Consider the following 13,126-nt stretch of genomic DNA (forward strand, 5'->3'; position numbering starts at 1 on the left):
CACACGTTCCCAAATCCTTAAATATACTCTATTTCATCCTTACTTTTACTTCCGAAAATTTTATTTATTCACTAAAATTCAAAAAGTTATGGATGTAAACACAGCCAACCAATCCACCAGTGACGAGCAGATGATGGATATTCTTCTTGTACTGGATAAGGAGAAAAAGACAATCAGCGCAGTAAAAGGCGTGGATGAAAACGGGGAACTTCAAACCGTACCGCCGGAGAACAACAGCGAACTACTGAAATTCGATCGTCACGGTGATTTCTTTTCCAATTTCTTTTCCAACATGATGAGCCAGTTGAAGAACCCGACCCGCTTCAACTTCTTCAAAATCCCGAAGATTGAACTTCCCAAAATCGAGCCGATAATCAGGGATAACTTCAACAACCCTACACCGGAAAATGAAGCGAACATAGAGCGTTACCGGGTGACACCTGAAACCGTAAAGCAGGAAGTGAAGAAAGAACAGCAGGAAACCCAAAACGGGCAGCAGTCAGCCAAAGAAGCGGGAGCAACGGCACAAGCACTGCAGCAACCCGACAAAAGCAAATATTACATCGACCCCGATAAAGTGGACTGGGAAGCCCTGAAAAACTTCGGGCTATCCAAAGAACAGCTTGAAAAGGCAAAGGCTTTAGAACCCATGTTAAGAGGGTATAAGTCACCCGGAGCGTTCACCATTGCGGGCAACTACAATTCCGCCATTATGAAGATGGATGCACGCCTATCTTTCCGGCACGACAAAGACGGGAATGTGGTTTTGGCTATACACGGCATCCGCCAAAAGCCGGAACTTGAACGCCCGTTCTTCGGTCACGAGTTTTCCAAAGAGGATAAAGCCAATCTTCTTGAAACGGGAAACATGGGACGGATAGTGAACCTGAAAAACTATATCACGGGAGAAATAATACCCTCTTTCGTCAGCGTGGATAAGGTAACAAACGAACTGGTTTCCATGCGTGCAAGCAGCGTCCAAATACCCGATGAAATAAAGGGTGTCAAACTGAACAAGGAACAACAGCAAGCCTTACGGGAAGGAAAAGGGGTATTCCTTGAAAATATGATTTCCAACCGTAAAAATCCCTTTTCCGCAACCGTTCAGGTCAATGCCGACAAGAAAAGTCTGGAATTTATCTATCCCAATGCCAAACAGTCACAGGAACAACAGCAGAAACAAACGCAGCAGAACAGTCTTGTCACCAGTGACGGTGTAACCATTCCCAAAAGCATTTCAGGAATAGAACTATCCCGCCAGCAACAGCAGGATTTAGTCAATGACAAAACCATCTTTGTTGCCGGACTGAAAGATAAGCGAGGGGTAGAATATGATGCTTATATTCAGGTGAACCATGATAAGAAGAAGTTAGGCTTTTACAGTGACAATCCCAGTTTTGACCGTTCCGCCGTGAAAGAGATTACCCCCGCCAGCAAGAACCGCACACAGGTAGCGGTCAATTCGGAGGGCAAGACCAACGAAGCCACCAAGAAAGTGAAAGAACCCTTGAAAAAGGGTCAGGACAAGCCCACTGAAAAACAAAAGACCAAGCAGGATAAAAAGGAGAAGCAGGAGCAGACGGACAAACCCAAACAAAGCAGGGGACGCAAAAGATGATAGCGGTATTCATCCTTATCCCGGTTGTCAGTTTCGCCCTGTTCATTTTCGCCTGTTACAAAACAGACTGGAAAGCCATAGACGAGCAGAACCGACAATTTTATGTTGATGGCTATCACATCTACTATGACCGGAAAATCCTAAGACAAAAAGAAATAGAATAATTAAAATCGAAATTAGAATGATTGCAGTAATCGGAGAAAAACCAAGCGTGGCAAGGGACATTGCCCGCATTTTAGGAGCGAATGAAAAACAGGATGGCTATCTTTCAGGTAACGGGTATCTCGTTACCTGGGCGTTCGGCCATCTTGTAGGTTTGGCAATGCCGGAAGCCTACGGCATACAGAGTTTCCGCCGGGAAAGTCTGCCTATTATCCCGGATAGTTTTCAACTTACACCCCGGCAGGTGAAAGCGGATAAGGGGTACAAGGCAGACCCCGGAGCATTGAAACAGCTAAAGGTAATCAAAGAGGTATTCAACCAGTCGGACAAGATTATAGTCGCCACCGATGCAGGGAGAGAGGGAGAACTTATCTTTCGCTACATCTACCAGTATATCGGATGCAACAAGCCCTTTGTCCGTTTATGGATAAGCAGCCTTACGGACAAGGCAATCCGTGAGGGACTGCAAAACCTGAAAGCCGGCAGCCTGTATGATAATCTTTTCCTTTCGGCACAGGCACGCAGCGAAGCGGATTATTTGATAGGCATAAACGGTACACAGGCTTTAAGTGTGGCAGCCGGACAAGGCATTTTTTCTTTGGGACGGGTACAATCGCCCACGTTGGCAATGATATGTACCCGTTTTTTGGAGAACAAGAATTTTGTCCCGCAAAAGTATTGGCAACTGAAATTACAGGCAGCAAAGGACAATGTTTCCTTTGTTGCACTATCCGCAGACAAGTACGATAAGCAGCAGCCCGCCATCGACACGTTGCAAAGGATAAAGGAAGCGGAAACGGTACAGGTGAAAAACGTAGAGCGTAAGGAAGTGAACCAAGAACCGCCGTTGCTCTATGACCTAACCACGCTCCAAAAAGAAGCGAATACCAAACTGAATTTTTCCGCAGACAAAACCCTATCCATCGCACAAAAGTTATACGAGGGTAAACTAATCAGCTACCCCCGAACCGGAAGCCGTTATATCTCACAGGACGTGTTCGAGGAAATCCCGGAACGTCTTGTTAATTTGGAACAGTACGCCCGTTTTGCCGGATATGCTGCCGGGATGAAAGGAAAAGCCTTAAATTCCCGTTCCGTGAACGATGGCAAGGTAACAGACCACCACGCCCTGATAGTAACGGAAAACCTGCCCGGTAAACTGGAAACGGACGAACAGGTAATCTATGAACTGATAACCGGACGGATGTTGGAAGCCTTTTCTGAAAAATGCGTCAAAGACGTTACCAGTGTAACGCTGGAATGTGCAGGGTCGCTTTTCACGGTCAAAGGCTCTATAATCAAGTCCGCCGGATGGCGTACCGTATTCGGCGAGAAAGAGGACGGAGAAGATAACGCCACTTTGCCCGCCATGCAGGACGGAGATAGTTTACCGCTTTCCGGCATTGAACTGTTAGAGAAACAGACCAAACCCAAGCCGTTGCACACGGAAAGCAGTTTGCTTTCTTCAATGGAAACAGCGGGTAAGGAACTGGAAAACGCAGAACTGAAAGCCAGCATGAAAGATACGGGTATCGGCACGCCCGCAACACGGGCAGCCATCATCGAAACGCTGTTTTCCCGCCAGTACATTGTCCGGGAGAAAAAGAACCTTGTCCCGACCGAAAAGGGGCTTGCCGTTTACAACATCATCCGGGACAAGAAGATAGCAGACGTTGAAATGACGGGTATGTGGGAAAATACGCTTGCCAAAATAGAAAGCGGCGAAATGAACCCCGATACGTTCCGTAAAGGCATCGAAGTATATGCACGGCAAATTACGGCTGAACTTTTGGACGTTCAGCTTTCTTTCGCTTCGGGTAGTGGTTGCATTTGCCCCAAATGCAAGACCGGACGCATCTTTTTCTATCCGAAAGTCGCCAAATGTTCCAATGTGGACTGTTCCGTTACTATCTTCCGCAATAAGAGCGACAAGCAGCTAACGGACAAACAGATTACCGAACTGGTGACTACCGGGAAAACCGGGTTAATTAAAGGCTTTAAAAGCAAGAACGGCAAAGTCTTTGACGCTTCACTTGCCTTTGACGAACAGTTTAATGTTACTTTCGTGTTCCCTGAAAAGAAAGGCAAACCGAAGAAATAAGACGAAAATCGTTATATTTGCCACAGAAAGTTTCATTATAGATAGATTTATAATTGAAATTTTTGTGGTTGAAGCACCCGGAGGGACACCGGGTGCTTTTTAAAATCATTCCCCTTTATACTGGTAGGTCAGGCAAACGACCTGATTGTCTATCACCCGGTGTCCGGTCAGTTCCCACTTCGACCCGAAAGTCTTTCCTATAAACCTGATACCGTCCCCCAGCATGACCGGAACGATATATAGCGTTATTTCATCCAGCAGGGACGCTTCAATCAGCGAGGTTATAAACTTACCGCCGCCAATGACCTGAATATCCGTTTCCGAACTTGATTTAAGTTCATTGATTGCCCGTAAAGGCATATCGGTAAGAAAGGTTACATTCTCCTTTTCGGTCACATTGGTGTCGTAGTGGGACACAACAAAAGTCTTTTTACTTTTGTACGGCCATCCGCCCCAATGTTCAAAGATATAAGAATAGGTGTTTACTCCGGCAAGTAGTATATCCGGCTGTTCATAGGCTGCTGAAATCTCCAGCTTTACATTTTCAGGCATCCAGTCCAATTCATTATCCTTTGTGGCAATGAAGCCATCGAGAGATACAGCAATACAAGTTTTTAAATGTTTCATAATTGGGTATTTAACAGTTACTTTTTATAAACTGTTCGCCAGCACATCCAAAGAAAAAGCGTGAACTCACACTATTCCAACGTAGAGGCACTGGTACGCCTAAGAGAAGAAACAGGCAAGCCCACGCTATACAGAAGTATAGCATGAACATTGCGCATAAATCTCTTCTCTTTGAAAATTACCAGTTTTCTACGTTGAGACGTTCTGCGAACGCTATGTTATATATAAAAGCAATCGGCTTTGCAGCCTATGCTGTTATTATCTTATGAAACAGTTGCAAATATACGGAAAGTCTCGGATATTCACGAATCGGAAAAAGAAATCCTGCCTTATCTCACGACAAAACAGGATTGAAAGCCATTAGAAAAGAAAAAATCAATCGGTTTTCTCACGGATTAACTTGTGTACGTCCGTAGCACGGTAATAACACCTGCCGTCCAGCATAAGGAAAGGGAGTATTCCCTTTTTCCGGTAACGGGTCAGTGTTCGGGGGGCTACTTTTAGCAGCAGGCACAAATCCTGATTATCCAGCAGTTCTTCCCCGTCCAAACAGTTACGCCCCTTTATAACTTTGTCTATCTTTTTGTCCTGCATATCGAACCTATCCATGATACGTTCCATCCATGCGGTAAAATCATCTTTATCTATATACATAAGGCTGTCCGATTAAATTAAACCAATCATAAAATAACTTTGGTTGGACGGGTCTTTGATGATAATGTCCCGTTCCCGCATGAAGCGGATATAGCTTTTGGCGGTGCGTTCTTTCACGTCCAAAATCTGCTGTATCTGCTCGCACAGGTCTATATAGGTTATATGTTCCTGTCTGCCGAATACGTCACGGGCAACCCCGACCAGTTCCTTTTCCTTGCGCTTCTCTTTTTCCTCACGTGGCTTTTCTCCTTTGTAAAGGTGCATCCCGGTTGTTTTGTCCCATGCGAACAGCATCAGGGGAACATCCAGCGGGCTGCCATCCCTTACTTTCAGGGCTTTTACCACTGATTGTGTGGGTTCTTCGTCCTTTTCGATGGAAAGGATAGTTGCCGCTTTACGTTGTAATTCGCTACCCAAGTGTCCCCGCAGTTTCAATCCATTGGGTACGAAATGCAACACGCAGAGAATACAGGTATTATAAATCCCTGCCAGTCGGTACAGTTCATCTATCACCGCTACGCTTTCCACTTCATCATTGGCACTTTTTACAAGGTCGGCGATGCCGTCAATAACTACCAACTGGATGCCGCCATACTGGTAATAGAATTTATCCATACTTTGTACAATAGCGTGCAGGCGTTCTTTACGAGACATACCCGTCAGACAGAATGCTTTCAGTTCTTCCGGTTTGTTCTGTTGCTTGGCACGTGTCAGCAGGTTACTTACATTTTTGAACAGTTGTACTTCGGACTGTTCCGTATCATAGAGTAATACCGCTTTGTGTTTACTGTTGGCGGCTATCTGTATGCCGAGCGTATCTACTTCCTTATCCGGTTGGCAGATACAGCCCGCTAACATGGCGGCTATATAATTACTCTTTCCTGTTCCCTCACCGCCTGTGATACCAAACAGGTTTCCTTGTGTCCCCAATGGGACATCTCCGGCAGAAATTATCACCTGTGCTTTTGCCGGAGGATTATTGAAGTCTATTTCGCACGATTTAAGCATAATCAATGTATCACTATATAGGTTATCTAAAAATTCGATAAACAATTTCAGGAAATCTTCACGGGTATTTCCTGCCTTGAAATAGTCCGATATGTCCTTTTCTTCTTTCGTTCCGGGAAGTGGTAAGAGCAGACGTTTTACCCCCAATTCTTCCAACTGTTTTTCCTGTTTGCGTGCGCTTTCCTTACCCGTCTTGTCGGTATCATATAATAGGATGATATGCTTAAAACGGAACGTTAGTTTATAAATCAGGGTAGGCGAGATAGTCACCGTTTCACTGTTGAAACAGATAGCGTGAAAACCGTGTGCCGCCAATGACATGACATCTTTTTCACCACCCGTGATAAATAATGTATCCCCTTTTGCGGGTAGTTGTTCCAGCCCGAAACAATAATTTTCACCGAAGCTGCCACCATACAGAAAGCGGGTTTTCGAGAATGGACGATATAGTTTTATATATCGTTTACTTTTATACCCGTACATCGGTTCTGCCACGGACGAAGTATAAGTAAATGGTGTACCATCCGCCGTTTCACTTTGAAAATCCCGCAGGGAACAAACCTTATACAGTTCTAATATCTCCGGGGTGATGCCGTATTGTTGCCAGTACATCAATTCGGCAAGCGGAAATTTTTGTTCCCTGAACTGGTAAGGTTTGCTTTCCTTTTCAGGTGTTTCTTCCGGCATATCATCTACTATATGACAAGAAGTACGGGTAACTGGTATCGGATTGCCTGTTGCCAGTCCCAATCCCAAATCCCGGTCTATGGTTTCCAGTATCTCCACGAAATCCATTGAATTATTGCAGTCCAGCCCTTTAAGTTGCCCCACGAAAAAGAAACAATCACCGCTATAACTGTCGTTGCCGAAGTCTTTCATCTTGTAGATACCACTTCGGCGGTCGAAATAGATGTTACAGGATGCTTTGTTATCCTCATAAAGCGGGTTCAAGAAATTGCGACCTATCCGCCAATTACCGGATATGTAATGCTTGAATACGGATAACCCGTTATTTGTCCTTTCTAATATTTCTTCTTTCCTTAACATATAGCTGATGGTTGGTTATCAGGTTTTGAATATTTTCTTTATTACTTCTTATCAGGCGTTCTTCCAGCATCCGTTTTACTTCGCTGATTTTGTAGAAGTAACGTCCCCGAATATTAGAGTAGGCAATAGTTCCAGCCACTCGCAGACGTTGGAGCGTCTTTTCACTGATTTTTAAGAATGTGCAGACCTCGTAACTATCCACCCAAATATCATCTTCATTGGTACTTTCCGCTTCTATGTGATTGAATATATAATCGGCGATAGCGGTAATTTTGTTGTCTAAATCCTTGTAGGCTTTTGACTCGAATGTTATTATCTCCATTTTGCTAACTAATTGATTTGCTGCAAAGGTCGGGAGTTACAAAAGATAAAACTTACAAGATACTACCAAGTTGGTTGATTTATTTTTTTGTGGGAATTGGTATCTGAAAAGGGATAAACAGGAGAATTTAGGAGTAAAAATATCCTTTAGAATAGGACATAAAAAAACTACCAAGTTGGTAATAACTTGGTAGTTTTTTAGAGGAAGTTTATTATAACTTGTCGTCTTCGTCCATTTTTCGCAGTAGTTGATTTATAAGATTGGTTAGGAATGATGTTTTATCTTTCTTCCTTTCTCTTATTGTAAGATAAGTACGGTAGTAATCTCCTAAATCTATCTTGAATGATGCTTCTATATAGGTCATAATCTCTTTAATATCAGCATTTCCATTATTTAGAACTCCGGCTGCATAAATAGCATAGCCCAATTCAATTGCAGCAATTTTAGTTCCTGTCCATTGAAATGGATTATCCGGTAATGAAGCCCGACTGATTTCTATCACTTCTTTTCTTTCTACCTCTTGCAATCGCTGTTGGAGATAAATTTCCAACATATCATAAGCCAGCATTTTAGCAACTCTATGGTCGCAGCAGGTTGAAAACAACGGGTCTTTATCAAACATACCACCGTTATGGCATAATTTGTAGTTTTCATGTCCTCTTAGAAAGTAGTATTTATCCAAGTGAGTAGCTTTAGAACGGTAATATTGGTAAAAATCGAGATTATTATTACAAAATTCCGTTATTGTAGTTTGCTTTTTTTTGTAATACTCTTTAAGAACATCTTTACTTCCATTCGGTTTTCTTAATTCAAGTGTGTATATATCATTAAAATATATCAGTTTGCTTAAAATGAATGGCTTAATGTTTTTGAAGAATGATATTTCCTCATTAGCATCTTGAAAAGTATATTCATGGATAAATTCTCTTAACCTTTCAAACAAAGGTCTTATGAAATTAAGCATATACAGAGCTTTGTCGGACGATACATCACTATTCATACAGACATTTTCTATTTCTGTATTAATTTGAGATATTATCATATTTACAAATTTTTCCATTTTCTTATTTTGAATATTAACTTATTTACAAATTATTGGATTTGGATAATGGTAGGTATGTGCATAGCATAATTGAGGAAATTATTAATAATCAACTTTGTGCTTATTTTCATATATCCTGTCGTCGTACCATCACTACAACCGTAGAAATCTTCTGATATTACTTCTTCGTCAATAACTACTTGTATTTCGTTTTTTACATCAAGTAATACGCTAAAAATTGTTGCAGCTCCAATTTTTGTCCCTAACTTCTCCTGTAATAGTTCAGCGGGAGTAAACGAAATGCGTGAAATATTGAGTGCTTTACTGAATTCTTTCGATTTGAAAGATTTATGTGCAGTAGTTATGAATAGGTAAAACTCAGTTTGTTGTCGATTGCACAAGAAAAGAGTTTTCACCATTTTCATATTCATTTTTTGATTGATTAACACACAATCATCCATTGAAATAGCTTCATCGGTATCAACACGTTCAAATGGAATTTCCAGCTTATCTAATGTTGTGTAAACTAAATTTTGTAATTCTGTATTGAATACGGTCGGTTTTGTATTCATTATTTCACTTATATAGAACATGACTTATTTTTGTTTTTTTGTTTTTAAATATTTGTAGTAGTTCATTGATGTTATAGCTGCAAGCATGATTATTATGCCTGCTATCTGTAATGGACTAATATATTCATTTAGTACCACATAAGCACAGATTACAGCTACGGGTAGTTCGATAGTCATAAGGATAGAACTAATTCCTGCCCCTATTTTGGAAATACCTGCTGCAAATAAAGCTGTTGGAATGGTTGTTCCTACGATAGCAAGAAATATAGCCCAAAGCATAAAATCACTACCAAAATGATTATTTACCAAAATGGTTTGACTGTTTATTATAAAAATGGATAATGATGACCCTATCATAATAGACATACTTTTAGCTTGCCATCTAACTCCCTTACTAACTCTACCATTAGCTATTATATATACTGCGTAGGTAAGTGACGAAAATAGAGCCAGCATAATACCTTTAGGTGAAAAAGACCATTCTTTTACATCGAAAAGATTTCCTGCCATTAATGTACCTATAAGAATAAAGAAAACTGTAAGGAACTCAAGTCGTGATGGCTTTTTAGTAAATATAATCCATTCCAGCAATAAACTGAACCATGTAAATTGCATCAAAATTACGATAGCTAATGAAGCAGATATGTAACTCACGGATTGATAATATAGGAAGTTGGTCAATCCAATAGCACTACCAGTTAGCAATAATGGCAAAAAATCTTTATATAACAATTTGCCTTTATCGGATTTCCTTGTTATAAACGTACATACCCCAAGAAAGAGGGCTGCAAGTAAGGCTTGCCAAAAAGCTAATTCAGCAGCATTAAATCCTTTTGTGTACAATAGCTTCACCAATGAAGACATTGTACCATACATAGTTCCACCGAGTAGAACCAAAAAAATGTATTTGATATTTTTCATTCCAAGATTGTTTAATGTATTAATAAATATACACGCCAAGATATAGGCTAAACAACCTTGTAATACTAAGATAAGTACACAAATATCCCTTTTCCTTATAAGACAATAAGGAATAAAAGATTATAAAAGACCGGTTATTTAGCCATTAGGCTACCGGGGGAGGGGTATTTGCTGCGAAACCGTGATACATAATATAATTTCATTTAGTTTAAAAAACGGCGCAAAGATAACTGTTTTTTTTATATGATTTGCAATGTAACTGTTAAATCTACTTTTAGTGCAAGGTGCAAGTATATATCTATATATATAGCTTGCACCTTGCACTAATCGCTAAACATTTATATTCAGACATTTGCGTAATTCAGAAAAGAGTTGTATCTTTGAACCCGTGAGATAGGCAGACAAACAGCAGACAAAGCTGGACAGATAACTCTGTGAAAATCGTTACTGTTTCGTTACCTATTTGAAATTTTGGAAAATAAAAAGCTGATTTATAGGCGGTTAGATGTATGGGTTCAGTACCCTCCCTCTCCGCTAGAAAGCAGCTTTTTGCTGCTTTCTGTTTTTATGGAGAGTTTTTTCTCTAGTTGGTAATTGTAAGGAGAGGTGCTCGAGTGGTTGAAGAGGCACGCCTGGAAAGCGTGTATACGCCAAAAGTGTATCACGAGTTCGAATCTCGTTCTCTCCGCATCATTTTTTTACATTTTAATATTAATGAACGGCTGTTTTGACTTATCAAGGCAGCCGTTTGTTTTATATTGTTTTCGGGAATTCGGTTATTCCAATTCTTCAATAATCTTCTTTACATCTACCGGTTGTAATCGACCATATACCTTCTCGCCGATCATCACTACCGGAGCCAGTCCGCAGGCGCCTACACAACGCAGACAGTCTAATGAGAACTTTCCGTCCGGGGTAGTGTCACCGACTTCGATACCTAATACACGTTTGAACTCTTCCAGCAGTTTTTCTGAACCACGTACATAACAAGCTGTACCCATGCAAACAGAGATGGGATGTTTTCCTTTGGGAGTCATGGTAAAGAAAGTATAGAAAGTGACGACACCATACACTTTCGATACGGGAATTCCAAGTTTGGAAGCGATAATCCGTTGCGTTTCCTCGGGTAGATACCCTTGCAAATGCTGTGCCTCATGCAAAATATTGATAAGTTCGCCCGGTTTGTTTCCATGCTTGTCGCAGATCGTTTTGATTTGCTCTGCCATGTCACAGGCTAGTTTGATATCTGACATAATACTCTTCATTTAAAAGTTAATCAATCGCTTTGTTGAAATAATGCGTATGCAGGAGAGTTTCCGATTTCTCACCTAGCGGTTTGCCGAGATAATCCTCGTATAATGTCTTGATATACGGATTCTCGTGCGATTTGCGCAAAGGTTTGTTGGCGTCTTCACGGTAAAGTGCGTTGGCGCGTGCATAGAGTATTTCCGAGTTGCCGTGATGCAAAGGCTGCCCGCCGCCACCGATACAGCCTCCGGGGCAAGCCATAATTTCGATTACATGATATTCGTTATGTCCGTTCCGTATATCTTCCAGTAGATGACGAGCGTTGCCTAGTCCGTGTGCGATGCCTACTTTTAATTCAAATCCGTTTAGGTTAATGGTAGCACGACGGACGCCATTTAGTCCGCGTACCTGTTCGAAATTTACATTTTTCAAAGTTTCTCCGGTATAGATTTCATAGACAGAACGGAGGGCGGCTTCCATTACACCACCTGTTGTTCCGAAAATGACACCGGCACCTGTCGATTCACCCATCGGGTTGTCGAATGGGCTGTCCAGTACGAGAGGGAACCCGATATTGGCACGTTTAATTAGTCGTGCCAGTTCACGGGTAGAGATAGAATAATCCACATCGGGGATACCGTTCACTTTGAATTCATCACGTGCACATTCGTACTTTTTAGCCAGACAAGGCATGGTAGATACGACAACCAGCTTTTCTCTGGGTATGCCCATTTTCTCCGCCCAATAGGATTTGGCAATGGAACCGAACATCTGTTGTGGGGAGCGGGCGGTGGACGGAATGTCCAGCATGTCCGGGAAATGATGTTCGAAGAAGTTGACCCATGCCGGACAGCAGGAAGTCAGGATAGGTAATCGTACGGATTTATCTCCGTTGAGATAACGTGTCAGGCGGTTCAGAATTTCAGAACCCTCTTCCATAATGGTAAGGTCGGCTGCAAAATCAGTATCGAATACATAGTCGAATCCCAGTTCGCGAAGTGCATACACCATTTTCCCGGTTACCAGAGTGCCGGGAGGAAATCCGAATTCTTCACCTAGGGCCGCCCGTACGGCAGGTGCGGTCTGCACAATCACTACTTTGTCCGGATTAGCCAGATCGTCGAGCAGACGGTTGGTGTAGTCACGTTCTGTTAATGCGCCTACGGGACAGACAGCCACGCACTGACCGCAGTAAGTACATTCACTTTCCGTCATCATTCGGTCAAAGGCAGGAGCGATGGTTGTATTGAATCCGCGACGGATGGCACCCAATGCTCCGACCGTCTGTACATCATTGCAAACACTTTCACAACGGCGACAGAAAATGCATTTATCCATATTACGGACGATAGAAGCGGTAATTTCCCGTTTGCGGGGGGACAGCTCACCGCCATTGAAAGGCATTTCGCGAATGTTGAAACGCAGTGCTAACGTTTGGAGCTCGCAGTTGCCGCATTTAGGGCAAGTGAGGCAGTCATTGGGGTGATCCGAAAGGATCAGTTCAGCCACCACTTTGCGAGCGTTCATTACGCGCAGGGTACTGGTTTTTACTACCATGCCCTCCGTGCAACGGGTAGCGCAGGCAGGAGCCAGGTTGCGCCGTCCCATCACTTCAACCACACAAATACGGCAGGAAGCCGGATTATTTTTTATACAGGTTCCTTTTAGGTCGATATGACACAGCGTAGGTATATTGATACCGATTTTGATAGCGGCTTCAAGAATAGTGCTTCCCTCGGGCACAGTGATGAAATGACCGTCTATCTGGAGAGTAATTTGTTTTTCTTCCATAGTAAATAAGATT

Annotated in this window: 12 protein-coding genes and 1 tRNA gene; 4 read left to right on the forward strand and 9 right to left on the reverse strand. The window is 42.2% G+C overall.

The window, feature by feature from the left end; genetic code table 11:
- The first annotated feature begins 88 nt into the window (after positions 1–88).
- The 3 genes from NQ505_RS13800 to NQ505_RS13810 are packed head-to-tail and all read left to right on the forward strand — an operon-like array spanning position 89 to position 3,881.
- Entirely contained in the window at positions 89–1,618 is a 1,530-nt protein-coding gene (locus tag NQ505_RS13800) for a DUF3945 domain-containing protein (RefSeq protein ID WP_009000845.1), read from the forward strand.
- Positions 1,615–1,782, forward strand: coding sequence for a hypothetical protein (locus tag NQ505_RS13805; protein WP_009000846.1), 168 nt, complete (start codon positions 1,615–1,617; stop codon positions 1,780–1,782). Before NQ505_RS13800 ends, NQ505_RS13805 begins: the two co-directional genes overlap by 4 nt.
- A gap of 17 nt (positions 1,783–1,799) precedes the next feature.
- Entirely contained in the window at positions 1,800–3,881 is a 2,082-nt protein-coding gene (locus NQ505_RS13810; RefSeq protein ID WP_009000847.1) for a type IA DNA topoisomerase, read from the forward strand.
- A 105-nt stretch (positions 3,882–3,986) separates the two neighbouring features.
- Here the strand turns inward: NQ505_RS13810 and NQ505_RS13815 are convergent, their stop codons facing one another.
- The 7 genes from NQ505_RS13815 to NQ505_RS13845 form a co-directional block, all read right to left on the reverse strand.
- Positions 3,987–4,508 carry a dihydrofolate reductase family protein gene (locus tag NQ505_RS13815; RefSeq protein ID WP_009000848.1) on the reverse strand — a complete coding sequence of 174 codons (522 nt, stop codon included), beginning with the start codon at positions 4,506–4,508 and terminating at the stop codon, positions 3,987–3,989.
- A 375-nt stretch (positions 4,509–4,883) separates the two neighbouring features.
- Positions 4,884–5,162 (reverse strand): helix-turn-helix domain-containing protein, encoded by a 279-nt coding sequence (locus NQ505_RS13820; protein ID WP_009000849.1) that lies wholly within the window; start codon positions 5,160–5,162, stop codon positions 4,884–4,886.
- 12 nt (positions 5,163–5,174) lie between these two features.
- Positions 5,175–7,217, reverse strand: coding sequence for a bifunctional DNA primase/helicase (locus NQ505_RS13825; protein ID WP_009000850.1), 2,043 nt, complete (start codon positions 7,215–7,217; stop codon positions 5,175–5,177).
- On the reverse strand, positions 7,180–7,539 hold the full coding sequence (locus NQ505_RS13830; protein ID WP_009000851.1) for a helix-turn-helix domain-containing protein: 360 nt from the start codon (positions 7,537–7,539) through the stop codon (positions 7,180–7,182). The genes NQ505_RS13825 and NQ505_RS13830 overlap by 38 nt, the downstream gene beginning before the upstream one ends.
- A 211-nt stretch (positions 7,540–7,750) precedes the next feature.
- The gene (locus tag NQ505_RS13835) at positions 7,751–8,599 is read right to left on the reverse strand and encodes an RteC domain-containing protein (protein WP_009000852.1); all 849 of its coding nucleotides are present in this window, start codon (positions 8,597–8,599) and stop codon (positions 7,751–7,753) included.
- 32 nt (positions 8,600–8,631) lie between these two features.
- Positions 8,632–9,153, reverse strand: a complete 522-nt coding sequence (locus NQ505_RS13840; protein WP_232293054.1) for a prolyl-tRNA synthetase associated domain-containing protein — start codon at positions 9,151–9,153, stop codon at positions 8,632–8,634.
- A gap of 24 nt (positions 9,154–9,177) precedes the next feature.
- A complete protein-coding gene (locus NQ505_RS13845; protein ID WP_009000854.1) occupies positions 9,178–10,074 on the reverse strand; it encodes an EamA family transporter in 897 nt (298 codons plus the stop codon).
- Positions 10,075–10,674: 600 nt separating this feature from the next.
- Here NQ505_RS13845 and NQ505_RS13850 point away from each other — a divergent pair.
- Positions 10,675–10,762: transfer RNA gene (locus NQ505_RS13850), tRNA-Ser, on the forward strand.
- 88 nt (positions 10,763–10,850) lie between these two features.
- Here the strand turns inward: NQ505_RS13850 and nuoE are convergent.
- Positions 10,851–11,327, reverse strand: coding sequence for an NADH-quinone oxidoreductase subunit NuoE (nuoE, locus tag NQ505_RS13855; RefSeq protein WP_004305841.1), 477 nt, complete (start codon positions 11,325–11,327; stop codon positions 10,851–10,853).
- Positions 11,328–11,346: 19 nt separating this feature from the next.
- On the reverse strand, positions 11,347–13,113 hold the full coding sequence (locus tag NQ505_RS13860) for an NADH-dependent [FeFe] hydrogenase, group A6 (protein ID WP_009000855.1): 1,767 nt from the start codon (positions 13,111–13,113) through the stop codon (positions 11,347–11,349).
- Positions 13,114–13,126: the final 13 nt, after the last annotated feature.

The organism is Bacteroides sp. D2, assembly GCF_025147085.1.
Classification (GTDB): domain Bacteria; phylum Bacteroidota; class Bacteroidia; order Bacteroidales; family Bacteroidaceae; genus Bacteroides.

Excerpts from the sequence above, each read along its gene's own strand:
- NQ505_RS13805 (WP_009000846.1), top strand. The coding sequence starts at position 1,615 with ATGATAGCGGTATTCATCCTTATCCCGGTTGTCAGTTTCGCCCTGTTC.
- NQ505_RS13840 (WP_232293054.1), bottom strand. The coding sequence starts at position 9,153 with ATGAATACAAAACCGACCGTATTCAATACAGAATTACAAAATTTAGTT.
- NQ505_RS13810 (WP_009000847.1), top strand. The coding sequence starts at position 1,800 with ATGATTGCAGTAATCGGAGAAAAACCAAGCGTGGCAAGGGACATTGCC.
- NQ505_RS13825 (WP_009000850.1), bottom strand. The coding sequence starts at position 7,217 with ATGTTAAGGAAAGAAGAAATATTAGAAAGGACAAATAACGGGTTATCC.
- NQ505_RS13800 (WP_009000845.1), top strand. The coding sequence starts at position 89 with ATGGATGTAAACACAGCCAACCAATCCACCAGTGACGAGCAGATGATG.
- NQ505_RS13815 (WP_009000848.1), bottom strand. The coding sequence starts at position 4,508 with ATGAAACATTTAAAAACTTGTATTGCTGTATCTCTCGATGGCTTCATT.
- NQ505_RS13835 (WP_009000852.1), bottom strand. The coding sequence starts at position 8,599 with ATGGAAAAATTTGTAAATATGATAATATCTCAAATTAATACAGAAATA.
- NQ505_RS13860 (WP_009000855.1), bottom strand. The coding sequence starts at position 13,113 with ATGGAAGAAAAACAAATTACTCTCCAGATAGACGGTCATTTCATCACT.
- nuoE (WP_004305841.1), bottom strand. The coding sequence starts at position 11,327 with ATGTCAGATATCAAACTAGCCTGTGACATGGCAGAGCAAATCAAAACG.
- NQ505_RS13830 (WP_009000851.1), bottom strand. The coding sequence starts at position 7,539 with ATGGAGATAATAACATTCGAGTCAAAAGCCTACAAGGATTTAGACAAC.
- NQ505_RS13845 (WP_009000854.1), bottom strand. The coding sequence starts at position 10,074 with ATGAAAAATATCAAATACATTTTTTTGGTTCTACTCGGTGGAACTATG.
- NQ505_RS13820 (WP_009000849.1), bottom strand. The coding sequence starts at position 5,162 with ATGTATATAGATAAAGATGATTTTACCGCATGGATGGAACGTATCATG.